Source organism: Chromobacterium sp. W521, from assembly GCF_052805975.1.
Map to the genome: position 1 here is coordinate 18,819 of NZ_JBRBAF010000006.1, position 23,841 is coordinate 42,659.

Consider the following 23,841-nt stretch of genomic DNA (forward strand, 5'->3'; position numbering starts at 1 on the left):
CGAACGCGCCATGGCACAGTTTTTCATGATCCACCCGGATAACCCGCAAGCACGGCTGGTGCGCGAAGCGGTGAAGATCCTGCGCGAGGGCGGGGTGGTGGTCTATCCCACCGACTCCTGTTACGCGCTTGGCTGTATGTTGGGCGACAAGCCCGCGATGGAACGCATTCTGGATATCCGCCAGCTGGACCTGCGCCATCATCTGACTCTGGTCTGCCACAATTTGTCCGAACTGGCCAATTACGCCAAGGTGGACAACAGCCAGTTCCGCATGCTGAAAGCCGCCACTCCCGGCAGCTATACCTTCATTCTGCAAGCCACTCGCGAAGTGCCGCGCCGCACCCTGCACCCCAAGCGCTCCACCATTGGGCTGCGTGTGCCGGATCACAAAGTGGCGCTGGCCTTGCTGGAGGAGCTGGGCGAGCCGATTTTGTCCTGTACCCTGATGCTGCCCGGCGATGGGGAGCCGTTGACCGACCCGTATGAAATCCGCGAGCGGCTGGAGCACGCGGTGGATGCGGTGATAGACGGTGGCTGGTGCGGCACCGAGCCCACTACCGTGATCGATATGACCGAGGGCGTGGAACTGCTGCGCCGCGGCAAGGGGGATCCGGCGCTGTTCGGTCTATAAGCGCCGCCTTTGCCTCACTACACTGTTTTCAACCCACAAGAGACATCATGGGCGATATTAATCTGATCCAGAAAATCACTATTTACGCGCTGCCGGTGTTGTTCGCCATCACGCTGCACGAGGCCGCCCACGCCTATGCCGCGCGCCGTTTCGGCGACAGCACCGCCTATATGATGGGGCGGATGACGCTGAACCCGCTCAAGCATATCGACCCGATCGGCACCGTGCTGCTGCCCTTGCTGTCCGTGACGCTGGGCGGCTTCATCTTTGGCTGGGCCAAGCCGGTGCCGGTCAACTTCGGCGCGCTGCGCAAGCCGCGCGAGCATGGCAGGCTGGTGGCCGCCGCCGGGCCGGCCTCCAACCTAGTGATGATGCTGATGTGGGTGCTGCTACTCAAGCTGGCCATCGGCATGGATACGAGCTACAGCGAACCGCTGGCGCTGATGAGTCAGGCCGGCATTGGCATCAATATCTCGCTGATGCTGCTCAACCTGCTGCCCATCTTGCCGCTGGACGGCGGCCGCATCGTGGAAAGCTTTCTGCCTCCAGGCATGGCCTGGAAGTACTCCAAGCTGGAGCCTTACGGCATGTGGGTGCTGCTGGCCTTGATCGCCACCGGCTTGCTGACCACCATTTTGCGGCCGTTCTACGGTTTGATGTACGGGCTGGTGCGCGCCTTGATTTAAAGCGCCCGGTTCACACTAATCCTGACGCGCCGGAATTCGTTTCCGGCGCTGTTGCGCTTATTACCCGAAACGGAATCCATATATGTTCGCCAACCGCATTCTTTCCGGCATGCGCCCCACCGGCAGCCTGCACCTTGGTCATTACCACGGCGTGATCAAGAACTGGGTGCAGCTGCAAAGCACCCACGATTGCTACTTCATGGTGGCGGACTGGCACGCGCTGACGACCAATTACGACGACGTCTCCATCATCGGCAAGAGCGTGTGGGACATGGTGATAGATTGGCTGGCCGCCGGCGTGGACCCGGAGCAGGCTACTGTTTTCATCCAGTCCAAAGTGCCGCAGCACGCTGAACTGCACCTGGCGCTGTCCATGGTGACCCCGCTGTCCTGGCTGGAGCGCGTGCCCACCTACAAGGACCAGATCGAAAAACTGTCCACCAAGGACCTGGGCACCTACGGCTTTCTCGGCTACCCGTTGCTGCAGGCCGCCGACATCCTGATCTACAAGGCCGGCCTGGTGCCGGTGGGCGAAGACCAGGTGCCGCACATCGAACTGACCCGCGAAGTGGCGCGCCGCTTCAACAACCTGTTTGGCCGCGAGCCCAACTTCGAAGAGTTGGCCCGCGCCGCGGTGAAGAAGATAGGCAAGGCCGGCAAGGAGTTCGACCGCCTGCGCACCGCCTATCTGCAAGACGGCAACGCCGAAGCGCTGGCCGGCGCGCGCGAGATCCTGGCCGCCAGCCAGAACCTGGGCGCGGCCGATCGCGAGCGGCTGTTCGGCTGGCTGGAGAACAAGGGCAAGAGCATTCTGGCCGAATGCGAGGCGATGCTGACCGAGGCGTCCAAGATGCCGGGTCTGGACGGCCAGAAGATGTCCAAGTCCTACGGCAACACCATCACCATGCGCGAAGACCCGGCCACCGTCACCAAAAAAGTGCGGGCGATGCCGACCGATCCGGCCCGCGTGCGCCGCACCGATCCGGGCAGCCCGGACAAATGCCCGGTATGGCAGCTGCACCAGGTGTACAGCGACGCAGACACCCGCGAATGGGTGAAGCAGGGCTGTACCAGCGCCGGCATCGGTTGCCTGGACTGCAAGCAACCGGTGATAGACGGCGTACTCCGCGAACAGCAGCCGATGTTTGAACGCGCCGAGCAGTATCTGAGCAATCCCAACTTGGTCAAGGAAGTGGTGGCCGCCGGCAACGCCAAGGCCGAGCAAGTGGCGCGCGCCACTATGCAGGACGTCAAGGAAGCGATGGGGCTGGGCTACTGAGCGCCTTTGTCTGGATGGATGTGAAACGCCCGGCTTGCCGGGCGTTTTTCTTGGCATGGCGGATGTTCCGCCGTGGGAAAGAGTTAACCATCGTTTGGCGACAAACGGCGGCTTTTTGCATCGGTTCGGCCGCGCGGCTCAGAGCGAGGCGTAGCGGAGCGTAAACCGTTTCTTAAAGCCTGTTCATGATCTCGCGAGCTAAGGCGAGACAGGGCGAAAATCGCTGAGAAAGCGGAGTGTACACACGGTACATGAGCATTTCGAAGCGGTACTCACCGTGTCACGCCTCACGAAGCGCAGCAGATTGTGACAGGCACTTAGGCAAAAGCCTGGCACACATCCACCCAGTCCGCCTGGGTAATGTGGTGCAACTGCTGCGGCGACAAGCGTACCGCGCTGTGGACGGCGCCGGCGGCCGGCAGCACTTCGTCGTAGGTCTGCAAGGATACGTCCAGATAGATGGGCAGCTCAGTGGCGAGGCCGAACGGGCAGACACCCCCCACCGGGTGGCCGGTGATGGCTTCCACCTCGTCCGGCGGCAGCATCTTGCCCTTGCCGAAGGCATCCTTGAATTTGCGGTTGTCGATGCGGGCGTCGCCGCGGGCGACCAGGATCACATCGCGGCCGTCGTTCAGGCGGAAGGCCAGCGTCTTGGCGATGCGGCCGGGCTCCACGTCGTGGGCGGCGGCGGCCTCCGCCACGGTGGCGGTGCTGACTTCCAGCTCTATGATGGGGATGTCCAGCTGACGGGCGGCGAAAAACGCCTGGACGGACGCTAAGCTCATGATGGCCTCAAAGCGAAAGGGTGGAGCGTTTAATTATTCCGCCCCATCCTTCGCTTGTGAAGCGTTTTTACTTCAGTTTTGCCGAGTGATGTCGCTCAGCTTATCGGCAATATCCTGCGAGGTGGCAGCCTGTTCTTCCGAGGCGTTGGCGATTTCCACCACGAAATTGCGCATGGTGTTGATCTCGCCAACGATGGTGTGTAGTGCGGCTTCGGCCCGTTGGAAGTCGCTTTCTGTTGTTTGCACCTGGTCGCGCCCCAGTTCGATGGCGCGCACGTTTTGCTGCACTTCTCCCTGGATCGCACGGATCATGTCTCCGATTTCCTGGGTGGCCTTGGTGGTGCGCTCGGCCAGTTTGCGTACTTCATCCGCCACCACGGCGAAGCCGCGTCCCATCTCGCCGGCTCGCGCCGCCTCGATCGCCGCGTTTAAGGCCAAGAGATTGGTCTGATCCGCAATGTCTTTGATCACGTTGACAATCTGGCCGATGGTTTCCGAGCGTTTGCCTAGCGACATCAGGCTGTCGGCGGTTTGGCGAACCATATTGCCCACTTGCTGCATGCTCTGGCTGGTGTCGTTGACGATGGCCACGCTTTTTTTGGCCTCGCCCAGCATGAGGTCCGCGGATTCGGACGCCGATGAAGTCTGCACCGCGACGTTTTCTATCGTGGCGCTCATCGCTTGCATATTATCGGAGAGCTCGTTGACGCGCGCCTCCAGGAATTCGCGGCGCTGGTTGCCATGGTCCTGCAATTCTTGGGCGCGGATTTCGGCGGACACGTCCTGGAAGCTGGCCATGAAGCAGAGCAGTTGGTCGGGATGGGCAGAGTCCCAGATCGGGAATACCTTGGTCTTGAACATCACCTCGCCCACCGGAATCATCGCGATGTGCTGGTCTATCTTGCGGCTGGCCAGGTCGGCCAGGATGCGGCGGTTGTGCTCCGGATTTTGGTGGAACTGATGAATGCTGTGGCCATGAGCGTGATTGACGTCGACCCCGGCTCGGAATTTCTGGTTCATCATTTCCCGGTGCCGGCCCAGGATGTCGCGCGCGGTCTTGTTCATGTAGAAGATCACGTTGTCGCGGCTGGTGTCGCACAGCATGATCAGATTATCGGCGTGGTCCAGCACGCTTTCCAACTGGCGCACCTGCCGCGCCGTGTCCGCGGTTTTGTCCACCGCTTTCATGAAGCCGAACATCCTCATCTCCCGCCTGCCAACCTGTTGGAAGGCTGCTGCGCGTCCGCGATACGACGTAGAAAACCGCTTCAGAATGCAGATGTACCCCAGGTACGTTCCGCTTCTTCAGCCGTTTTCGTCTCGTCTCGTTCTAGCCCGCGAGCCTTCGAGCAGGTTCTACGTGTTTTTACTCAAGAAACCGCTGCTTGTGGTTTGGCTTAGATGGGAGGGGAATGCAAGACTTTTTTGATTTAAATCAAATGCAAGTCATGGATTTTAAACGGCTTATTTATTCTCCCAGAGGCAGTAGCAGGGTCTCCTTGACCTCTTCCATCACCACGTAGCTTTTGGACTCCTTGGCAGACGGCAGTTGTAGCAGGATGTCGCCCAGCAGCTTGCGGTACATCGACATGTCCGGAATGCGCGCTTTGATCAGGTAGTCGAATTCGCCGGACACTAGGTGGCATTCCAGAATTTCCGGGATACGCATGATTTCGCGACGGAAGGCGTCGAAAATATTGCCGGATTTGGCCTCCAGCTTGATCTCCACGAAGACCAACAGCGCCGCGTCCATCGCATGCGGATTGAGGCGGGCGTAATAGCCTTCGATGATGCCGTCGCGTTCCATTCGACGTACTCGTTCGGTGCACGGCGTGGTGGAAAGTCCCACCTTTTCAGAGAGTTCCGTCATCGAGATGCGGCCGTTTTTCTGCAGCAGGCGCAGGATTTTCAGATCGGTTTTATCCAGTGCCTTATCGCCGCTTGCGCTTTTCTTCATGTTTTCACTGTGTATATAAAATTTTGCAGTTTAAAAATTTGTAGTCTGACGATACTTTGGTGAAAAAACCCAGTGTTTCATTAATATACTACGCAAAATCACTATAGACATGTAGTGCTGCAAACGGAGAGAGAAAATGAAGGTGATCGTGCTGGGCGGCGGTGTGTTGGGCGTGTCCACGGCTTGGTATCTGGCCAAGGCGGGCTGCGAGGTGACGGTGCTGGAGCGTCAGGAGGGCGTGGCGCTGGAAACCAGTTTTGGCAACGCCGGCCAGATTTCCCCCGGATACTCCACGCCCTGGGCCGCGCCGGGCATTCCGCTGAAGGCGGCCAAGTGGCTGTTCCAGCGCCATGCGCCGTTGGCGGTGAAGCCGGACGGCAGCTTGTATCAGCTGCAATGGATCGCCAAGATGCTGGCCAATTGCAATGAAGACGCTTACGCGGTCAACAAGAGCCGGATGATGCGTCTGGCCGAATACAGCCGCGACAAAATGAAAGAGCTGCGCGCAGAAACCGGCATCGGCTACGAAGCGCGCCAGGGCGGCACGCTGCAGCTGTTCCGCAGCCAGGCTCAAGTGGACGGCGTCAGCAAGGATATCGCCGTGCTCAAGGAGTGCGGCGTGGACTTCAAAGTATTGGACCGGGACGGCTGCGCGGAGGTGGAACCGGCGCTGGCCAGCGTCAAGCACAAGCTGACGGGCGGCCTGCAACTGCCCAATGACGAAACCGGCGACTGCAATCTGTTCACCGCGCGCCTGGCCGAGATGGCGCGCGCCAAGGGCGTGGAATTCCGCTTCGGCGTGACTGTGGACGGGATTGAGAGCGACGGCAAGCGCATTACCGGCATCCGTGTCGGCGACGATTTGCTGACCGCGGATCACTACGTCGTGGCGATGGGCAGCTTCTCCCGCGACATGGTCAAATCGCTGGGCATCGACATTCCGGTCTACCCGGTCAAGGGCTATTCGCTGACGGTGCCGATCACCAACCCGGCCGGCGCGCCGGTGTCCACGGTGCTGGACGAAACCTACAAGGTGGCGATCACCCGCTTCGATGATCGCATCCGCGTCGGCGGCATGGCCGAGCTGTCCGGCTACGATTTGTCGCTGAACCCGCGCCGTCGCGAAACGCTGGAAATGGTAGTGGGCGATTTGTACCCGAATGGCGGCGACATCCCGGCCGCCAGCTTCTGGACCGGCCTGCGTCCGATGACGCCGGACGGCACTCCCATCGTGGGAGGCACTCGCTTCGCCAATCTGTCGCTGAACACCGGCCACGGCACCCTGGGTTGGACCATGGGGGCCGGCTCCGGCAAGGTGCTGGCCGACATTATCACCGGCGCCAAGCCGGAGATCAGCCTGGACGGCCTGTCCATGCAGCGCTACGCCAAACAGGGCGAAACCCTGGTGGTGCCGGCGGCTCGTCCGGCCGTGGCGGGCGCTTGAGCATGCGGCCGCTGATCGCCGCCATTCGCACCCAATACCTGCGCGACAACTACCTGCTGGCCAAGCGTCAGCATGGCGGGCGGGTATTGGCGGTGCTGAAGGCCAATGGCTACGGCCACGACGCGGCGCGGTGCGCCCAGGCGCTGGCCGATGTCGCCGACGGTTTCGCCGTAGCCTGTCTGGAGGAAGCGTTGCAACTGCGCGCCGCCGGCGTGAGCGCGCCCATTCTGCTGTTGGAGGGCGTGTTCGAGGCGGCCGAGCTGGCCGAGGTCGAGCGCCACCGGCTGTGGCTGGTGGTGCAAAGCGAAGGGCAACTGCGCATGTTGGAAGAAGCGCAGCCGGCCGCGCCGTTCCGAGTCTGGCTGATGCTGGACAGCGGCATGCATCGCGAGGGCTTCCTGCCGCAGCATTACCGCGCGGCCTGGGAACGGCTGCAGGCCAGCGGCAAGGCGGAGAGCATCGTCAAGATGACCCATTTCGCTCGCGCCGACGAGCCGACGGTGCCGATGACGCTGGCGCAAATCGAAACCTTCGACGCCGCCACCGCGGGCTTGCCGGGGGAGGAGAGCGTGGCCAATTCCGCCGGCATCCTGTGCCATCCGCGGTCGCGTCGCGACTGGGGGCGCGCCGGCATCCTGCTCTACGGCGCCAGCCCTTTGCCGGCGGGTTTTCCGCAAGGCGATGCGCTGAAACCGGTGATGCGGCTGAGCAGCCGGATCTTCGGCGTGCGCGAACTGGCCGCCGGCGAGCCTATCGGCTACGGCAACAACTTTGTCACCGATCGGCCTACTCGGGTGGGCCTGATCGCCGGGGGCTACGCCGACGGTTATCCGCGGCTGGCGTCCAGCGGCAGCCCGGTGGCGGTGGACGGCCGCCGTTCGCGCATCATCGGCAGAGTGTCAATGGACATGATCACCGTGGATTTGAGCGACTTGCCCGCCGCGGGCATTGGCAGCGAGGTGGAGTTGTGGGGGGATACGGTATCGGTCAACGAGGTGGCCGCCGCCGCCGGCAGCATTGCCTATGAATTGCTGTGCAATATCAAGCGCGCCCACTTTGTGTTCGAATAAGTTTTTTCTGATCTTCTGAAAGATATTTCAGAATCAAACGACTAAGAGGAAAGCCCGGCCACTGGCCGGGCTTTTTTATTTATATTGCATTTTGTGTTGCGCTGATGCCGCAAGGCTGGCATCAAGGCTGGGTAATAGTGTCATTATTTGATAATTATTCTCATTAGTCTGGACGCGTCATGGAATTTCTGTTTTCCTTTATTTAAAAATAGTTACGAATCCGATGATGATTAAATATAAAAACCCATCTCCAGCCCAGTTCTGGCGGATGGCGGGGATCGTTTGTTGGGGCATGACGGCGCAGGCCGCGGAAGTGCCCGGCATGTCTGGCAGCATGCATCAGCAAATGGAAAACGATTCGCGGCGCCTGTTGCAGGACAACAGCCGCCGCTTCGACGCCATCATCCAGCAACATCGGCTGCGGCAAATGCAGCCGGACAGCAATATGATGCGGCGGCCGCAAGCCGCGGACATGAGCGAGCTGGATTGCCTGCGCGTCAAGGGCGTGCGTCTGGCCGGCATCAAGCTGCTGAGCCGTAAGGAAGTGGCTTCTCTGGGCGAACTGGCCAGCGATTGCCTGAACAACGAGGAGCTGAACCGCTATAGCCGCGCCTTGACCCAGCTCTATCTGAAGAAGGGCTATATCGCCGCGCGCGTGGCGGCCGAAGGGCCGGACGAGCAGGGCGTGCTGACCTTGCGCGTGCATGAAGGCAGGGTGGAGAAAATCGTCAGCGACGATAGTCGCAGCAACCCGGTCACCTTGTTTCCCGGCGTGGTCGGCCGGCCGCTGAACATCCACGACGCCGACCAGGGGCTGGACCAGGCCAACCGGCTGCCGTCCAGCAAGGCGACGCTGGATATCTTGCCCGGCGAAACCGTCGGCGGTTCCATCCTCAGTTTGCGCAACAACAAGGATGCGCCCTGGCGCTTGAGCTTCAACGCCGACAACACCGGCCGCGACAGCACGGGCCGGGTTCAGGCTGGCCTGGGTCTGTCCTGGGACAGCCCGCTGGGTTTGTCCGACTTCGTCAGCGTGTCGGCGCAGCGCACCAGCAACGACAACGCGGTGCGGCATAGCCGCAGCGAATCGCTGTTTTACTCTCTGCCCTATGGCTATTGGACTTTCAGCGCCTTCGCCAGCCGCGCAGATTATCTGAACCCGCTGCAATTGCAGTACAGCGTGGTGAATTTGTCCGGCCGCACCGCGCAGAGCGGCCTGCGAGTGGACCGGGTACTGAGCCGAAGCCAGGATCAGACCACCTCGCTGATGGCGCAACTGACGCACAAGCGGGTGCGCAATTACTTTCTCGACAGCGAGATCGAGATCACCAGCCCCACGCTGAGCGTGGCCGAGCTGGGTTTGTCTCGCTTGCAATTACTCAGCGGCGGCGTGTTGATCGCCGACGCCGGCGTGCAGCGCGGCACGCGCTGGCTGGGCGCCAGCGCGCCGGACCCGCGCGCGCCGGACGGCCCCAATCCGCAGTTCACCAAGTGGAAGGCTTCGCTGAACTGGTTTCAAAGCCTGGGTTTGCCCGGCGGGCCTTATCAGCTCAACAGCGCGCTAACGGGGCAGACCAGCCGTGACTATCTGCCCGGCGTCGAGCAGATGGATGTGTCCGACGCCAGTGCGGTGCGCGGTTTCCGCCGCAATACCCTGGCCGGGGAAACCGGCTGGTCTTGGCGCAACACCTTGTCGCGTCGTTTCGAGGCGGCCGGCGTCGGCGTGACGCCGCGGATTGGTCTGGACGGAGGCCGGGTGCTGCCGCATCGCTCGGTTCAGCAGTGGCAAAGCATTGCCGGGGCCAGCCTGGGTCTGGCCTTCAGCTATCGCAAGGCCAGTCTGGATCTGGAATACAGCCGGCCCTTGTACAAGCCCGCGGGTTGGCAGCAGGAAGGCCATCAGCTGTTCGCCAGGTTTGCATTGTCCTGGTGATGCTTTTGGTATTTATTTTTCGACGTGGAAATTTTTTGAAAGAATTTAACCGCGAAAGCGACTAAGCGATATTGGCAGTATTTCATTTGAATTGATTTAAAAAGAGACGTAGATTCGAAATCAAACGCATGTTTCATTGGGGTGGGCTCGGCTGGCAGGCCGGCTCAGCCCGCGGAGCATGGGTTGTCTGGAAAGACGGTTTTGGACCGAATCTGCTTGTTCTCTGAATGAACGGGACTCAAATCATGAAGAAAAAAATAAATTTCGGCTTATCGGTAACGGGGAAAGTCGCCGCGGCGCTGACACTGGCGTTTTTGGCGGTGGAGGCCGCGATGGCGGCCGGCATCGTCGCCGGGGGCAACGGCGCGCAGCCGCAAGTGAGCAACGCCGCCAACGGCGCGGCGGTGGTCAATATCGTGGCGCCCAGCGCCGCGGGCCTGTCGCATAACCAGTACCAGGATTTCAACGTCGGCAAACCGGGCGCGGTGTTCAATAACTCCGCCGTTGGCGGGCAGTCGCAATTGGCCGGCCAGCTGGGCGCCAACGCGCTGCTGGGCGGACGCGAAGCCAGCGTGATCTTGAACGAGGTGATCAGCCGCAATCCGTCCTTGCTGTTGGGCAAACAGGAAGTGTTCGGCAAGGCCGCCGACTATGTGCTGGCCAACCCCAACGGCATCACATGCAGCGGCTGCGGCTTTATCAACACCCCGCGCGCATCGCTGCTGGTGGGCAACGCCAATATCGAGAACGGGGCCATCGCCTCCCTGCAGGCGGCGATGAACGGCAACGCGCTCACCGTTAACGGCGCCGGTCTGAGCGGCGTCAATGTGTTGGATTTGATCGCGCCGCGCATTGATGTGCGCGGCAATGTGGCCGCGCGCGAGCAGCTTAATGTCCGCGCCGGCTTCAACCTGGTGGATTACCAAGGCAAGGACGCCAAGGTGCTGCGCAGCGACAAGGCGCCTGAGGGCGTGGGCTCGCTGGATAGTGTGTTTCTGGGCGCGATGCAGGCCGGCCGCATCAACATCATCAGCACCGCGGACGGCGCGGGCGTCAATGTGGGCGGCAGCCTGAACGGCGCGCAAGAAGTGTCGGTGGAGGCGCGCCAGGGCAAACTGGCGCTGGAAGGCGCGCAGATCCGCGCCAGCGAAGGCAAGGTGGCTTTGGCCGCGCGGCAGATCGACAGCCGCGGCCGGGCGGAAACCTCCACCACTCAAGATAGCGGTCACGACGAAAGCTGGTTCATCTGGAAAACCGGCGAGACCAATACCGCCAGCAATAGCAGCGACACCCGCATCAAGCGCAGCGTCATCAGCGCGCGCGATGATGTGACGCTTAGCGCCGGCGACGCGGCGACCTTGGCCGCCACCGACATCAGCGGCCGCAATGTGGCGCTTAGCGGCAAGGATCTGACGCTGGATAGCCAAGTAGCAGAAAGCGCGTCCAGCAGCAGCAATCACGCCTGGAAAAATTCTTGGGCGTATAACCGCGACCAGAGTGAAACCAGTCAGCGTCAGGAAGGCGTGCGCATTCGCGCCGAGCAGGATGCCACGCTGATCGCGGCGGCGCCGGCGGCGGACAATCAGGCGGCGGACGGCGCGCAGCCGCGCGGCCAGATCGCCATTCGCGGCGGCAGCGTCAGCGCAGGTCAGGACATCCGTCTGCAGGCCGATGGCGGCGTGCGCCTGAGCGGGGTGGTGGAAACCGATACCCGCAGCGACCGGGGCAACCGCAAGAACGACGGCGCCAGCCTGGAAACGGGTTCTTGGAACAACGCGTCCACCGAACAGCGTCTGGCGCAAAGCCAGCTGCGCGCCGGGCGTGATCTGGATATCCGCGCCCGCGGCGATATCGACGCCAAGGCGGCCAAGCTGGCCGCCGGCCGCGACGCCTCCCTGGACGCGGGCGGTGCGCTCGGCCTGGGCGTGCAGCAGACGACAAACCAGAATAGCCTGCGCAACGACCAGGTTTACTGGGGGGGCATCGGCGGCGGAGGCAACCGCGACAACGGTAAGACCGATACCGTCAACACCGGCAGCGATCTGACCGCCGGCGGCAAGCTGACGCTGCGCGGCGACAGCGTGGCTATCGCCGGCAGCCGCGCCCGCGGCGAGCAGAATGCGGTGGCGGTGAGCCGCAACGGCGACATCAGCATTGATAGCGTGGTCAACCAATCGCAAACCCGCACCGATCAGCGCAGCGGCACCGCTTTCAACATCACCAAGAGCAGCAGCAAGGGCAATGCCAGCCAACAGCAAGCGGTCAACGCCGAGCTGAAGTCCGACACCAATCTGACCATCCAATCCGCCAAGGACGTGGCGATCAGCGGTAGCCAGGTGCGAGCCGGCGGCGAATTGAACGTAACCGCCAACGGCGACATCAAGGTGGCGGCGTCGCAGACCCGCGACACGGTAGAGAGCAAGGACACCGAGCTGGCGTTGCGCGGCGTTGGCGAAATCACCGGGGACAAGCAGTACCGCGGCGGCGTGCGCATTGAGCACAGCAGCAGCAGCGTGGATCGCGACGCGACCCAGAACCAGGCGGCGACGCTGTCCGGCGACAAGGTGGCGCTCAACGCCCAGGGCGATCTGACGGTGACCGGTTCCAAACTGAACGCCGGCGCCGGCGGCGCGGCCCTCAGCGGTCAGAACGTCAGCCTGAACGCGGCGCAGGACACCGTGAAGGAAAGCAAGAGCAGCAGCGTCACCGGCGGCGGCATCTATATCGACGCCGGCCTGGACAGGACCGGCGTGGCGCTGGGCGTGGACCAGAAGAACAGCCGTAGTCAGTCCGAGAGCAGTACCGCCCAGGTCAGCGCGATCAGTTCCAAGGGCGGCGTCAGCATCGTAGCCGGAAACGGCGACGGCGAAATCCGCAATCAGGGCACCCAGGTGAAGGCTGACGGCGACATCAAGCTGGCCGGCGGCCGCATTGACAACCAGGCGGCCAACAGCACTCAGAAGACCACGACCGACAGCAGCCACTGGGGAGTGGAAGTGGGCGTCAACGCCGATTACGGCGGCGTGACCCGTCCGTTGGTGGCGGCTGGTGAAAAAGTAGCCAAGGGCGATGTGATCGGCGCGGCGGGCGCTGCAGGCGACCTGGGCGCGCCCAATCTGGGCGTGGACCTTGGCGTTAAGGCTGGCGTCGGCACGGAAACCCGCCAGTCCAGCACCGCGCAGGCCAGCAGCCTGAGCGGCGGCAACGTCAAGGTGGACGCCAAGGGCGGGCTCACTGACCAGGGGACCCAGTACCAGGCCGGCAACACCGTGGAGATCAAGGCGGACAGCCATCAGTTCACCGCCGCGGCCAATACCCAGAGCCAGAGCGGCAGCAAGACCGAGGCGGATGTGGGCGTGCGCGTCTACACCACCACCGGCGAGGATGTGAACGTCAAGGCGGCAGGAAGCGGCAGCACGGTGACCAGCGCTTCGTCCAGCTCCACCGCGGTGACCGGCGGCATCCGCGCCGGCAACGGCGTCAAGGTGGAGGTGGACAACAACGCCGCTTATCAGGGCGTGGCCATCGCCGGCGGCAAGGGCGCGGCCAGCGTCAACGCAGGCGGCGACCTGAGTTTCACCCAGGCGAACAACACCACTAGCAGCGAGCAGCGCACCGTGGGCGGCAAGGCCAACCTGGCCATCACCACCAGCCCGATCGAAGGCGGCGGCAAGAATGTCGGCGGCAGCGGCGGGGTGGCGGTGAACGTGGACAAGCAGCAAGCCAACTCCAGTGTCGCCGTGACCGGCGGCGTGGACGCCGATGCCGGCGTGGCATTGACGGCTGGGGGCAAGCTGGCCCTGCAGGGCGACAAGATCACCAGCCGCGGCGACGTGGCGCTGAAGGGTGACAAGGTGGAGTTCAAGGCCGCCGAATCCAGCGCCGACAAATCCGGCAGCCAGTGGGGCTTCGACGTCAAAGCCGGCGGCAGCCAGAGCAACGGTCAAGAGAAGGCAAGCAAGGGCTTCAACGTGGGCGTCGGCGGCAATTACGCCAGCACCGACGAGTCCAGCCGCAGTCAGGCTGGCGGCAGCGTGACCAGCGGCGGCCAAGCCAGCATTGAGGCCGGCAGCGGCGGCGTCCGCCTGAGCGGCACCCAGTTGCAGGGCGACAGCGTCAAACTGGACAGCCAGGGCGATGTCCGCCTGGAGTCGGCGCAGTCCAGCAGCCAGCGCAACAACTGGAGCGTGGCCGGCAATATCGGCGGCGGCAACAAGGCCAGCAGCGATAAGGAAAACGGTCAGATCAAGCCTGACAGCACCAAGAATGTGCATGACGTCAAAGCCGGTCTGGAGGTGAAGGTGGACCAGCAGGACAAGCTGAGCAACGCCAACGCCGCCGTGACCGCCAAGCAGCAAGTGGAGCTGAACGTCGAGGGCAATGCCACCCTGGCCGGCGCCAATGTCAGCGGCAAGACCGTCACCGGCCAGGTGGGCGGCCAACTGGTGCTGGAAAGCCGTCAGGATCGCGACAATAGCGTGAAGGTGGATGTGTCGCTGGGCGCCAACAGCTCCAACGGCAAGGAAGCCAGCCTGGTTGACCAGGCCGCCGACAAAGCCGGCCCGCTGAAGGACAAGGTGAAAGAGAAGGGCACCGAGCTGGTCAACGCCGCGTCCGACAAGGTGAAGGAGAAGTATGAACGCTTCGCCTTCAACAAGGGCCTGAAGGAAGACACCACTAATGCGGTGAGCTTCAACGTCAACAGTGAAACCGTCACCCTGCCCGAGCAGCCGATTTCCGGACCGGCCAAGTCCGGCACGCTGGACACTCTGGCGCGCAAAGGCGGCAATACGCTGAAGGACAAGCTGTTGAATGCCCAGGACAAGGGCACCGAGCTGAAGGCCGATGTGGACGTCAGCGTCAAACGCGACAACTCGGTGGGTACCGTCACCGGTATCGCCGGCGCCGACGGCGTGACGCTGCAAGTGGGCGGAAAGACCCAGCTGACCGGCGCGACCGTTTCGTCCGCCAACGGCAAGGTGGACCTGGGCGAATCCAAAGTGGAAACCACCGATATCGCCACTGAGCGCTACAACGGCGGCGGCGGGGTTAAGCTGAACAGCACGCCGTCCGGCATTCTGAAACAGGCTGTCAGCGATGTGACTTCCGGCAAGGCACCGCTGATCCGCGCCGAGCATCAGAATACGTCGACCGTGGTACAAGGCGGCATTCAGAGCAAGTAAGGCGTTCGATCCAAGCGAAAACCCCCGTCAGGAAACTGGCGGGGGTTTTGTTTTGGGGCTGTTCCCTTAGAACGTGTTTCCGATCTCGCGAGCCAGGGCGAGACAGGGCGAGACAGGGCGAGACAGGGCGAGACAGGGCGAGACAGGGCGAGACAGGGCGAGACAGGGCGAGACAGGGCGAGACAGGGCGAGACAGGGCGAGACAGGGCGAGACAGGGCGAAAACGGCGGAAAAAGCGGAATGTACACACGGCACATGAGCATTTTGAAGACGTTCTCAACGCGGTATCGCCGAAGCGTAGTAGATCGTAAACAGGTTCTCACAGGGGAATGAACTCCGTCTCCCCCGGCACCATCGGAAAGCGCTGCGCAATCCAGTCCGCGCGCGCCTGAGCCAAACGATCGCGGTTGCTGGACACGAAGTTCCAGTCCAGATAATGCGGGCTGGCCGGCGGCGTGCCGCCTAGCAGCATTACCCGGCTGTCGCTGAGCGCGAGCAGTTCGCCGCCTTGACCCGTTCGCAGCAGGCCCAACTGATTGGAGCCCAGCACGGCGCCATCCACGTCCAACTCGCCGGAGGCGACATAGGCGGCTAGTTCGTCCACGCCTTCCGGCAGCGTCAACCGCGCGCCGGCAGGCATGACGGCGCTGGCGTAGAACACCGGCAGCGGATAGGCGACCGGCGAGAGCCGGCCCCAGCCGGCGCCGATCAGCAGATTCAATTCCACCCCGGCCTGGTTCCAGCGCGGCAAATCCTCGGCCGGATAGTGGGCGAAGGCGGGGTCGCATTCTTCCAGTTCGTCCGGCAACGCCAGCCACAGCTGCATGCCTTCCACCGCCACGCCTTGCTGGCGGATGTCGGCCGGCACCCGCTCGGAGTGAGTGATGCCGCTGCCGGCGGTCATCAGATTGACCGCGCCGGGCTCGATGCGCTGCACCGTGCCCAGGCTGTCGCGGTGCATCATCGCGCCGGAGAACAGATAGGTGACGGTGGCCAGGCCGATGTGAGGGTGGGGCCGCACATCGCCAGCGCTGCTTTCGGCGGCGAAATGGGCCGGACCCATGTGATCGAGAAACACGAAGGGGCCGACCCGGCGCGCCTGGCGGGTGGGCAACAGGCGGCGCACCGGAAAGCCGATGTCGCGGTCCAGACTGACGATGGTTTGAGTAAGCAGCGGCATGGCGGCTCCAGGCAATGAGTTGCGTTTAGGGGGTGTTCAAGTCTCGCTCGCGAAACTTTGAACGGGTTCTTAGGACGTGTTTACGATCTCGCGAGCTAAGGTGAGACAAGGCGAAAACAGCTGAGGAAGCGGGGTGTACGCATGGTACATGAGCATTTCGAAGTTGTTTTCAACGCCGTATCACCGACGCGCAGCAGATCGTAAACAGGTTCTTAGAAACGTCCGTCGCGGAAATCAGCTATGGCTTCTTCCACTTGCTCGCGGGTATTCATCACAAACGGCCCCCACTGGGCGATGGGTTCGCCCAAGGGCTTGCCGGCAATCAGCAACAAGCGGCTGTCGATCTCGGCGTGAACGCTGACGCCGTTGCCGCCGTTGCGATTGTCCAGCACCGCCATCTGCCTTGCCTTGACGCCGCGTTGCTGCGCACCGACGGCGACCTCGCCCTGGTAGACGTAGATGAACGCGTTGTGGCCGGAGGGTATCTCCAGCGCCTCTTCGCCTCCGGCGTCAAGATGCAGATCCAGATAGAGCGGTTCGGTGAGCTCCCGCTCCACCGCGCCCGCCTGGCCGCGCCAACGCCCGGCGATCAGCCGCGCCGCGCCGTCGGTCGGGGCTGTTGGAATCTCGGCGGCGGGAATGTCGCGATACCACGGCGCGCACAGCTTGCGTTCCGCCGGCAGGTTCAGCCACAGCTGGAAGCCGTGCATCAGGCCGTCTTCCTGTTCCGGCAGTTCGGAATGGACGATGCCGCGGCCGGCGGTCATCCATTGCACGCCGCCGGGTCCGAGCAGGCCTTCGTTGCCGGCGTTGTCGCGGTGGCGCATGCGGCCTGCCAGCATATAGGTGACGGTTTCGAAGCCCCGGTGCGGATGGCTGGGGAAGCCGGCAATGTAATCGCCGGGATTGTCGGAGCGGAATTCGTCCAGCATCAGGAATGGGTCCAGCCGTCGCTGCAGATCGGCGGTGAGCACGCGAAGCAGGCGCACGCCAGCGCCGTCGGTCACCGCTTGGCCGTCGACCAGGCGCTCCGCTTCCCGGCTGATGAAAGAGTGTTGCATGACCATGTCTCCCTGTGGGGCCGGACTCGCGTCCGGCGGTTGGCATGATCGGATTATTACGCGCCGCCATGGCGCTTGATAGCGCAAAGAATTGCGCGCCAGGTTCAAATAATTTGAAGACGGAGCGGCGGGTTTCAGCTCAAGGCGTTCTGCGGGCTTTGGTTGCGCAGGTAGTCTTCCAGGGCGTGGCCGGCGGACAGAATGTGAAAGCGGATGAATTCCGCGGCTTCATCTGCCTTGCCTTGGCGTGACAGCTCCAGCAGTTTGCTGTGTTCCTCGTGCGCCCGTTCCATGGTGCGGGTGAACAAGATCTGCATCCGGGTGTAGCGGTCGGTTTTATTGTGCAGTTGCTCGATCAGCGCCAGCGTGTTTGGCCGCTTGGCGGCTCGGTACAGCGCAAGATGGAAGCGAGAGTTCAATTCGCCCCAGTGGCGCACGTCGTTGTTGCGCAGCGCTTGTTCGAATTCGCGCAGGGTTTGCTGGGCCAGATCGTGATCGGCCTTGGTGTGACAGGGGATGGCGGCTTTGAGAACCGAGCCCTCCAGCATCGCGCGGATTTCCAGCAGCTCCAGCACGTCTTCCAGCGACAACTTGGACACCAGTGCGCCCTTGTGGTCGATGATCTGGATCAGGCCTTCGGCTTCCAGTTGGCGCAGCGCCTCGCGCACCGGCACCCGGCTGACGCCGTATTCATTGGACAGCGCCTCTTGGCGCAGTTGTTGGCCATCGGCGAATTCCCCGGAGAGAATGCGCTGGCGCAAGGATTCGGTTACGGCACTGGTGAGCGTCTGGCGCTTGATCGGCTGCATGGTGGTCATGGTGGTGGGTGTCGTCGTCAGTCAAGCGGTGTCATGCAAATGTATTCGATTATACGGAGCTTGAACTGTCAGACAAGGCCCAAAACTGACCTTATGAGTCGCAAAAATGAAAAAACCCGGCGTTTGGCCGGGTTTTTTTTAAGATTTGGGGTGGATGATGGGGCTCGAACCCACGACAACAGGAATCACAATCCTGGACTCTACCAACTGAGCTACATCCACCGCCGAAAGCGGTGAGCCGACGCCATGAGGCGGCAACTTAAAATAGGGTGGGGTGGATGATGGGGCTCGAACCCACGACAACAGGAATCACAATCCTGGACTCTACCAACTGAGCTACATCCACCACTGAAAAACGACTGCATTGTACCACAACTACTTTGGCGCGCCCGACAGGACTCGAACCTGTAACCCCCGGCTTAGAAGGCCGGTGCTCTATCCGGTTGAGCTACGGGCGCTCAGGTCGGGTTTTGCCTCGTCTGGTCGGGGCGGCGGGATTCGAACTCGCGACCCCCTGATCCCAAATCAGGTGCGCTACCAGGCTGCGCTACGCCCCGACGACAGAGACCGCAACTATACGGATGGCGATTTAGGCTGTCAACACCTGTTTGCAATTAAATTGCGGCCGTTCTGGGGCGCAATATTGGCCGCGTGGCGGAGGAGGTGGTAGTTCCCTTTATTTATCTTGATGTTAAGTAAGTTTTGTTGCGCAGCGGCATTTCGGAAGTGGCCGAAAAATGCGAGAATATGCGCCTTCTTTTTCAGCTTCTTTATGGAACCGGCCCATGGCAGCACAACTGATTGACGGCAAAGCGGTAGCGGAAAAACTGATCGCCCAGGTGGGCGAGGGCGTGCAGGCGCGCCTGGCCGCGGGCAAGCGCGCCCCGGCGCTGGCGGTGATTCTGGTGGGCGAGGACCCGGCGTCCGCGGTGTACGTGGGCAGCAAGAAGCGCTCCTGCGAGAAAGCCGGCATCCGTTCCTTGGCCTACGACTTGCCGGCCGGCACCAGCCAACAGGAACTGCTGGATATCATTGATCGCTTGAACGCCGACGCGGATGTCGACGGTATTCTGGTGCAGCTGCCGCTGCCCAAGCAGATTGATCCGCAGGCGGTGATCGAGCGCATCGATCCTAAAAAGGATGTTGACGGCTTCCATCCCTACAATATGGGCCGGCTGGCGATCAAGATGCCCTTGCTGCGGCCGTGCACTCCTCGCGGCGTGATGACGCTGCTGGAAGAGTACGGCATTGATCCCAAGGGCAAGAAGGCGGTGATCGTCGGCGCCTCCAATATCGTTGGCCGTCCCCAAGCCTTGGAAATGCTGCTGGCGCGCGCCACGGTGACGGTGTGTCACAGTGCCACCGCCGATCTGGCCGCTGAAGTGGCCGCGGCCGACATCGTTGTGGCGGCGGTGGGCATTCCTAACTTCGTCAAGGGCGAATGGATCAAGCCGGGCGCGGTGGTGATCGACGTGGGCATCAACCGGTTGGACAGCGGCAAGCTGTGCGGCGACGTGGAATTCTCCTCGGCGGCCGAACGCGCCGGCTTCATCACTCCGGTGCCGGGCGGCGTGGGGCCGATGACGGTGGCCACCTTGCTGCAAAACACCTTGGATTCCGCCAATATGCATGCTTGAACGGCGCGTTCGTTCAGCCGAAAACGCCGTCGCCGCAGCCGTGGCGGCGGCGTTTTTGTTTTATCGGCGTGCTTGATGGCAAATGCTTGCAAACAAAGCGAGACGATGGCGGCCCGGCTATCGTAAAATCGACGGTTTTAGTTCGCAGTAAGCAGAATCCGATCATGAGTCAAGACAAGCAGTCGGCCACGCTGTTGATCAGCGCGCCGGACAAGAAGGGCCTAGTGGCGGCGATCGCCAATTTCCTGATGACCTACAACGCCAACATCATGCACGCGGACCAGCATCAGGACACCAGCGAAAACCTGTTCCTGATGCGGGTGCAGTGGGATGTGAACGGTTTCACCCTGCCGATGGAGAATTTCGCCGCCGCCTTCCAGCCGATTGCCGACGAGCACGCGATGAACTGGAAAGTATCGCTGTCCACCCGCAAGCCGCGGATGGCCATCTTCGTGTCGCAGTACGAGCACTGTCTGGTGGACCTGATGCACCGCTGGCGCATCGGCGAACTGGACTGCGAGATTCCACTGGTGATTTCCAACCACGAAACCTGCCGCAGGCTGGTGGAGTTCAACGGCATCCCTTTCCATGTGATCAAGGTCACCAAGGACAATAAGGCCGAGGCCGAGGCCGAGCAGTTCCGCTTGCTGGAAGAGGCCGGCGTGGACTTCATCGTGCTGGCTCGTTATATGCAGATTCTGTCGCACAAGTTCGTCGAGCGGTATCCGGACCGGGTGATCAACATCCATCACAGTTTCCTGCCCGCCTTCGACGGAGCCAAGCCCTACCACCGCGCTTTTGCGCGCGGGGTCAAGCTGATCGGCGCCACCAGCCACTATGTGACCGAGGATCTGGACGAAGGCCCGATCATTGAGCAGGAAGTCACCCGCATTTCTCATCGCGACGAGGTGGACGACTTGATCCAGAAAGGCCGCGATCTGGAGAAGGTGGTGCTGTCGCGCGCCGTGCGCTGGCATATGGATAACCGCGTGCTGTCCTATAACAACAAGACGGTAGTCTTTGACTGAGAGCGGACATGCGCCTGCTGATTGACGATGTGGTGGATTTGCTTCGCTTCCGGGTCAAGCCCCTGGACGAGTATCAGTATCCGCGCTGGCAGACCCTGCTGTTTCTGATCGCGCTGGGCCTGGTGGCCAGCGCGGACACGGCCGAGCTGGGCAACAACCTGACCGGGCGCATGCTGTTCATGGTGCTGTTCACCTTGGCGGAAACCCTGTGTTTCGCCAGCTTCATCGGTTTATGGCTGCGTTTTGCCAAATGGGACGGTCATGGCTCGCTGTTCGGCCTGGTGGCGGTGGCCAGCGGTCTGCAGTTCATTGAACCGCTGACCAGCTGGTTGCCGGACGACGCGGCGCTGGCGGTCAACGCGGTGCTGTCCATCTTCGGCATCCTGGTGCTGGTCAACGCGCTGGCCGTGGTGTCCGGCATTCATCGGCTGCGGGTGGCGTTGGGCGTATTGTTGTTCGCGCCGGTGGCCATGGTACTGCTGGCCGGGGCTTTGTCGCTGGGTTCTGCGGCGGGCTGGGTGGATTTGCCTGCCGGCGTGGCCGACACCGCGCGCGGAGTAGAGGGCTCGGCGCCTACAACCGACATCTGAATCTGAAAGATGGCTTGGAAAAGCAACAGGACATGCCTTGGCATGTCCTGTTTTGCATGGCGCGATGCGTTCAGGCGGTTCAATCCACCTTGGCGATATAGCGGGCCAGCCCCAGCAGCGCGCGCAGCGCGTCGCCCTTGGCGGTGACCTCGCCGCGTAGCCGAGCGTAGCGGCGCAGGATGGCGCGGCCTTCGATGAACAAATCCATATCGGTGTCCGGCGACGATACCAGCGCGATGCGTTCGATCTCTCCCTGCGGGCGCGGCTGGCCCTGCGCAATGCAGAGGTAAACCTTGTGCGCGTTGAACGGGGTGATGTGATCGAACAGGTACAGCATGGAGTTGATGCGCAAGCCGGTTTCTTCCCGCACTTCACGGATCAGCGCCTGGGAGCGCAGTTCGCCGCGGGCGGCCTTGCCGCCAGGAAGATTGTAGCGGCCGCCTTTGGCCGCAGTGACCAGCACGCCATCGGGTAGTTCGATAATGGCGGTTGCGCGCCTGGCCAAGTCCGCGGGCAGGCGCTCGTTTCTTTTTTCTTCCAAAACACTCATTCTTCAAAAAAAATTAGTTAGGGCCACTATCGAGAGTGGCCCTGGATCTTATTTATCCGATTCTAAAGCACTAGACCGATCAGTCCAATAAGCTGTGCTCATAATTTGTTCAAATATATGATCAGAATGCAATTTTTTGCAATAGTATTCGTTTTGGAAAACAGGATTGAAGTATTTGGCGCGTGCTTGCTATCTTGCTGCTTAAGTGGAGGCAAGCCGCACTCGGTGAGCCACGTATTGCGGTATCGCTACAGCGCAACAGATCGTAAACAGGCTCTTAAATCAGCTTGATCAGCAGGCCGCCCAGACCCACCAGTAGGCAGTAGTAGCCAAATGGCCGCAAGGATTCGATCTCGCTTTTTTTGAAATAGCGCATCAAAAAAGCCGTGCTGGCGTAAGCGCATGCGCCGGACAACAGGCCGCAGCCCAGCAGCAGCCCCGCCGAAGCTTGGCTGTGCGCCAGTTTGGGCACTTCCAGCACGCCGGCGGCGGCGATGATGGGGGTGGCCAGCAGAAAAGAGAAGCGCGCGGACGAGGCGTAATCCAGGCCGTGAGCGAGGCCGGCCACCAGGGTGGCGCCCGAGCGGGAGAAGCCGGGCAGCAACGCCAGGGCTTGTCCGGCTCCGATCTTGATGGCGCCGGACAAGCTCAGCTTGTCCAGGTCAAGGTGGGATTGTTTCCGTTTCAGGCGATCTCCCCACAGCAGAAGCAGGCCGTTCAGGCTGAGGAAGATCAGCACCGCGGTGGCGCTGGCGAACAGCGCGCGTAGTTGTTTCTCCAACAGCAGGCCCAGCAGGCCGGCGGGAATGGTGCCCGCGATCAACAGCCACATGAGCCGGGCTTCCGGGTTGTTGGCTTTGCCTCCGGCCTTGAGGAAGCCGCCTATCAACCTCAGCCAATCGCGGCGGAAATAGAGCAGCAGAGCGGCGGCGGTGCCCAAATGCAGTACCACCATGAAGGGCAGAAAGTCCGGGCTTGTGCGGTTGATGGACCAGTGCAGCCAGTCTGGAATCAGCACGCCGTGCCCCAGGCTGCTGATGGGAAAAAGTTCGCTGACGCCTTGGATGATGGCGAACAGCAGGGCTTCGATAGGGTTCATGACGGGTCCTGTGGCGGTGGGTGAGCGGCTAGAGCCGGTCTGCTTATCAACGTAGCCGCCGCGGACTGGTTGACCGGATCCGAACCTGTCCAAAGCCTACAAGGCCTTGCCTCGCTCTTGCGCGCGACTTTGAACGGGCTCTCAGTGCTGCTGCCGGCGCTCCAGTTCCTGCTCCTCTTCCTCCAGACGCCGGCGGATGGCGGCGAAGAAGCGGTGAATGCCATGCACGGATTCTGACAGTGCGGACAGGCACTGCTCGCGTTGCGTCGGCGTCAGCGCGGGAACTTGCACTTCCGGGTCCGGATTGCGTTCGAAAGCCAGGGTCAGGATGGGCTCCAACAGCGGCGCGTGTTCCGGGTCATCGAACAGCAGGCCCCAGTCCTCGTTCAGCAACTGCATGCCTTCGGAGAAGCCCTCGGCCCAATCATTGCCGTGCAGCTCGCCGGCGGCATCCTGTTCCAGCCAGGGTTGGAAGGCGTCGTTCTCGCGCAGCGCGGCGGAGATGTCCAGCCAATGCCCCATCAATAGCTTGGCGAACTGTTCCAGCGCTTTGTCGCTGGGAAAGGCGGAGTCGTCGTCGAAGGCTTCGCCGATGATGATGGGCAGGCATTCGGTTGGCTTGATTGGTTCCGGACCGCTGAGCAGGGCGGCGAAAAAGCCGTCCAGGCGTTCCAGATTCATGCCCTGCTGCGGCAGAAAGCGGTTCAAGATGGCGGCCAGGCGTTGGTAGTCGGCGTCGGAAAGCGGGGTATGGCTCATGGCGGACCAGGGCTAGGGGGAAAAAGCCCATTATCCGCCATCTGGCGGCGAAGCGCATCGCCAGCCGCGCGGCGCTTTACAATCGCGATGCGGAGGGCTTGACGGCTCTGTTACAATTGTTCTTTTTTGACCCAACCTCTAATAGGTTTCC

Annotated in this window: 19 protein-coding genes and 4 tRNA genes; 10 read left to right on the plus strand and 13 right to left on the minus strand. The window is 62.0% G+C overall.

What is annotated here, in order from left to right; genetic code table 11:
- The first annotated feature begins 10 nt into the window (after positions 1-10).
- From ACUXV1_RS10505 to ACUXV1_RS10515, 3 genes are all read left to right on the plus strand, one after another.
- Complete coding sequence (locus ACUXV1_RS10505; RefSeq protein WP_019101806.1) at positions 11-631, plus strand: L-threonylcarbamoyladenylate synthase; 621 nt, start codon at positions 11-13, stop codon at positions 629-631.
- A gap of 47 nt (positions 632-678) precedes the next feature.
- Positions 679-1,317, plus strand: coding sequence for a site-2 protease family protein (locus tag ACUXV1_RS10510; RefSeq protein ID WP_043641080.1), 639 nt, complete (start codon positions 679-681; stop codon positions 1,315-1,317).
- Positions 1,318-1,399: 82 nt separating this feature from the next.
- Complete coding sequence (locus tag ACUXV1_RS10515) at positions 1,400-2,596, plus strand: tryptophan--tRNA ligase (protein ID WP_043641077.1); 1,197 nt, start codon at positions 1,400-1,402, stop codon at positions 2,594-2,596.
- Positions 2,597-2,913: 317 nt separating this feature from the next.
- Here ACUXV1_RS10515 and ACUXV1_RS10520 read toward each other — a convergent pair whose 3' ends face one another.
- From ACUXV1_RS10520 to ACUXV1_RS10530, 3 genes are all read right to left on the minus strand, one after another.
- On the minus strand, positions 2,914-3,381 hold the full coding sequence (locus ACUXV1_RS10520; RefSeq protein ID WP_446015370.1) for a YbaK/EbsC family protein: 468 nt from the start codon (positions 3,379-3,381) through the stop codon (positions 2,914-2,916).
- A gap of 72 nt (positions 3,382-3,453) precedes the next feature.
- Positions 3,454-4,581: a methyl-accepting chemotaxis protein gene (locus tag ACUXV1_RS10525; protein ID WP_161523357.1), complete on the minus strand. Its 1,128-nt coding sequence runs from the start codon at positions 4,579-4,581 to the stop codon at positions 3,454-3,456.
- A gap of 268 nt (positions 4,582-4,849) precedes the next feature.
- Positions 4,850-5,338, minus strand: a complete 489-nt coding sequence (locus ACUXV1_RS10530; protein WP_446015371.1) for a winged helix-turn-helix transcriptional regulator — start codon at positions 5,336-5,338, stop codon at positions 4,850-4,852.
- A 136-nt stretch (positions 5,339-5,474) separates the two neighbouring features.
- Here ACUXV1_RS10530 and ACUXV1_RS10535 point away from each other — a divergent pair, with 136 nt between their 5' ends.
- The 4 genes from ACUXV1_RS10535 to ACUXV1_RS10550 all read left to right on the plus strand — a co-directional run bounded on the left by ACUXV1_RS10535 (position 5,475) and on the right by ACUXV1_RS10550 (position 14,968).
- On the plus strand, positions 5,475-6,782 hold the full coding sequence (locus ACUXV1_RS10535) for a D-amino acid dehydrogenase (RefSeq protein ID WP_043641071.1): 1,308 nt from the start codon (positions 5,475-5,477) through the stop codon (positions 6,780-6,782).
- Between the two features lie 2 nt (positions 6,783-6,784).
- Positions 6,785-7,852 carry an alanine racemase gene (alr, locus tag ACUXV1_RS10540; protein ID WP_446015372.1) on the plus strand — a complete coding sequence of 356 codons (1,068 nt, stop codon included), beginning with the start codon at positions 6,785-6,787 and terminating at the stop codon, positions 7,850-7,852.
- Positions 7,853-8,174: 322 nt separating this feature from the next.
- Positions 8,175-9,785 (plus strand): ShlB/FhaC/HecB family hemolysin secretion/activation protein, encoded by a 1,611-nt coding sequence (locus ACUXV1_RS10545; RefSeq protein ID WP_446015374.1) that lies wholly within the window; start codon positions 8,175-8,177, stop codon positions 9,783-9,785.
- 245 nt (positions 9,786-10,030) lie between these two features.
- Positions 10,031-14,968 (plus strand): hemagglutinin repeat-containing protein, encoded by a 4,938-nt coding sequence (locus tag ACUXV1_RS10550; protein ID WP_446015376.1) that lies wholly within the window; start codon positions 10,031-10,033, stop codon positions 14,966-14,968.
- 319 nt (positions 14,969-15,287) lie between these two features.
- Here ACUXV1_RS10550 and ACUXV1_RS10555 read toward each other — a convergent pair whose 3' ends face one another.
- From ACUXV1_RS10555 to ACUXV1_RS10585, 7 genes are all read right to left on the minus strand, one after another.
- Entirely contained in the window at positions 15,288-16,148 is an 861-nt protein-coding gene (locus ACUXV1_RS10555) for a pirin family protein (protein ID WP_446015377.1), read from the minus strand.
- A 212-nt stretch (positions 16,149-16,360) separates the two neighbouring features.
- A complete protein-coding gene (locus ACUXV1_RS10560) occupies positions 16,361-17,209 on the minus strand; it encodes a pirin family protein (protein ID WP_446015378.1) in 849 nt (282 codons plus the stop codon).
- 134 nt (positions 17,210-17,343) lie between these two features.
- The gene (locus ACUXV1_RS10565) at positions 17,344-18,027 is read right to left on the minus strand and encodes a GntR family transcriptional regulator (RefSeq protein WP_043593865.1); all 684 of its coding nucleotides are present in this window, start codon (positions 18,025-18,027) and stop codon (positions 17,344-17,346) included.
- Positions 18,028-18,173: 146 nt separating this feature from the next.
- A tRNA-His gene (locus ACUXV1_RS10570) sits at positions 18,174-18,249 on the minus strand.
- 48 nt (positions 18,250-18,297) lie between these two features.
- Positions 18,298-18,373 (minus strand) — tRNA-His (locus ACUXV1_RS10575).
- Positions 18,374-18,408: 35 nt separating this feature from the next.
- A tRNA-Arg gene (locus tag ACUXV1_RS10580) sits at positions 18,409-18,485 on the minus strand.
- Positions 18,486-18,507: 22 nt separating this feature from the next.
- Positions 18,508-18,584, minus strand: a tRNA-Pro gene (locus tag ACUXV1_RS10585).
- Between the two features lie 228 nt (positions 18,585-18,812).
- Between ACUXV1_RS10585 and folD the strand changes: the two genes are divergently transcribed.
- From folD to ACUXV1_RS10600, 3 genes are all read left to right on the plus strand, one after another.
- Positions 18,813-19,664 (plus strand): bifunctional methylenetetrahydrofolate dehydrogenase/methenyltetrahydrofolate cyclohydrolase FolD, encoded by an 852-nt coding sequence (gene folD, locus ACUXV1_RS10590; protein WP_043634333.1) that lies wholly within the window; start codon positions 18,813-18,815, stop codon positions 19,662-19,664.
- A gap of 164 nt (positions 19,665-19,828) precedes the next feature.
- Complete coding sequence (purU, locus tag ACUXV1_RS10595; protein ID WP_019100234.1) at positions 19,829-20,692, plus strand: formyltetrahydrofolate deformylase; 864 nt, start codon at positions 19,829-19,831, stop codon at positions 20,690-20,692.
- Positions 20,693-20,700: 8 nt separating this feature from the next.
- Positions 20,701-21,282 (plus strand): hypothetical protein, encoded by a 582-nt coding sequence (locus tag ACUXV1_RS10600; protein ID WP_194426821.1) that lies wholly within the window; start codon positions 20,701-20,703, stop codon positions 21,280-21,282.
- A gap of 79 nt (positions 21,283-21,361) precedes the next feature.
- On the opposite strand, the gene ACUXV1_RS10605 is transcribed toward ACUXV1_RS10600, so the two are convergent.
- The 3 genes from ACUXV1_RS10605 to ACUXV1_RS10615 form a co-directional block, all read right to left on the minus strand.
- Positions 21,362-21,832, minus strand: coding sequence for an NUDIX hydrolase (locus ACUXV1_RS10605; RefSeq protein ID WP_048414591.1), 471 nt, complete (start codon positions 21,830-21,832; stop codon positions 21,362-21,364).
- A 277-nt stretch (positions 21,833-22,109) separates the two neighbouring features.
- The gene (locus ACUXV1_RS10610; protein ID WP_081556040.1) at positions 22,110-22,931 is read right to left on the minus strand and encodes an undecaprenyl-diphosphate phosphatase; all 822 of its coding nucleotides are present in this window, start codon (positions 22,929-22,931) and stop codon (positions 22,110-22,112) included.
- Positions 22,932-23,072: 141 nt separating this feature from the next.
- A complete protein-coding gene (locus ACUXV1_RS10615) occupies positions 23,073-23,690 on the minus strand; it encodes a UPF0149 family protein (protein WP_052370376.1) in 618 nt (205 codons plus the stop codon).
- Positions 23,691-23,841 lie beyond the last annotated feature (151 nt).

What these genes read in the sequence shown, in the direction of transcription:
- ACUXV1_RS10510 (WP_043641080.1), top strand. Translation starts at nt 679, where the DNA reads ATGGGCGATATTAATCTGATCCAGAAAATCACTATTTACGCGCTGCCG.
- ACUXV1_RS10525 (WP_161523357.1), bottom strand. Translation starts at nt 4,581, where the DNA reads ATGTTCGGCTTCATGAAAGCGGTGGACAAAACCGCGGACACGGCGCGG.
- ACUXV1_RS10605 (WP_048414591.1), bottom strand. Translation starts at nt 21,832, where the DNA reads ATGAGTGTTTTGGAAGAAAAAAGAAACGAGCGCCTGCCCGCGGACTTG.
- ACUXV1_RS10515 (WP_043641077.1), top strand. Translation starts at nt 1,400, where the DNA reads ATGTTCGCCAACCGCATTCTTTCCGGCATGCGCCCCACCGGCAGCCTG.
- ACUXV1_RS10600 (WP_194426821.1), top strand. Translation starts at nt 20,701, where the DNA reads ATGCGCCTGCTGATTGACGATGTGGTGGATTTGCTTCGCTTCCGGGTC.
- ACUXV1_RS10520 (WP_446015370.1), bottom strand. Translation starts at nt 3,381, where the DNA reads ATGAGCTTAGCGTCCGTCCAGGCGTTTTTCGCCGCCCGTCAGCTGGAC.
- ACUXV1_RS10545 (WP_446015374.1), top strand. Translation starts at nt 8,175, where the DNA reads ATGTCTGGCAGCATGCATCAGCAAATGGAAAACGATTCGCGGCGCCTG.
- ACUXV1_RS10555 (WP_446015377.1), bottom strand. Translation starts at nt 16,148, where the DNA reads ATGCCGCTGCTTACTCAAACCATCGTCAGTCTGGACCGCGACATCGGC.
- ACUXV1_RS10535 (WP_043641071.1), top strand. Translation starts at nt 5,475, where the DNA reads ATGAAGGTGATCGTGCTGGGCGGCGGTGTGTTGGGCGTGTCCACGGCT.
- alr (WP_446015372.1), top strand. Translation starts at nt 6,785, where the DNA reads ATGCGGCCGCTGATCGCCGCCATTCGCACCCAATACCTGCGCGACAAC.
- ACUXV1_RS10505 (WP_019101806.1), top strand. Translation starts at nt 11, where the DNA reads ATGGCACAGTTTTTCATGATCCACCCGGATAACCCGCAAGCACGGCTG.
- purU (WP_019100234.1), top strand. Translation starts at nt 19,829, where the DNA reads ATGAGTCAAGACAAGCAGTCGGCCACGCTGTTGATCAGCGCGCCGGAC.
- ACUXV1_RS10530 (WP_446015371.1), bottom strand. Translation starts at nt 5,338, where the DNA reads ATGAAGAAAAGCGCAAGCGGCGATAAGGCACTGGATAAAACCGATCTG.
- ACUXV1_RS10550 (WP_446015376.1), top strand. Translation starts at nt 10,031, where the DNA reads ATGAAGAAAAAAATAAATTTCGGCTTATCGGTAACGGGGAAAGTCGCC.
- ACUXV1_RS10560 (WP_446015378.1), bottom strand. Translation starts at nt 17,209, where the DNA reads ATGCAACACTCTTTCATCAGCCGGGAAGCGGAGCGCCTGGTCGACGGC.
- ACUXV1_RS10610 (WP_081556040.1), bottom strand. Translation starts at nt 22,931, where the DNA reads ATGAACCCTATCGAAGCCCTGCTGTTCGCCATCATCCAAGGCGTCAGC.
- folD (WP_043634333.1), top strand. Translation starts at nt 18,813, where the DNA reads ATGGCAGCACAACTGATTGACGGCAAAGCGGTAGCGGAAAAACTGATC.
- ACUXV1_RS10565 (WP_043593865.1), bottom strand. Translation starts at nt 18,027, where the DNA reads ATGACCACCATGCAGCCGATCAAGCGCCAGACGCTCACCAGTGCCGTA.
- ACUXV1_RS10615 (WP_052370376.1), bottom strand. Translation starts at nt 23,690, where the DNA reads ATGAGCCATACCCCGCTTTCCGACGCCGACTACCAACGCCTGGCCGCC.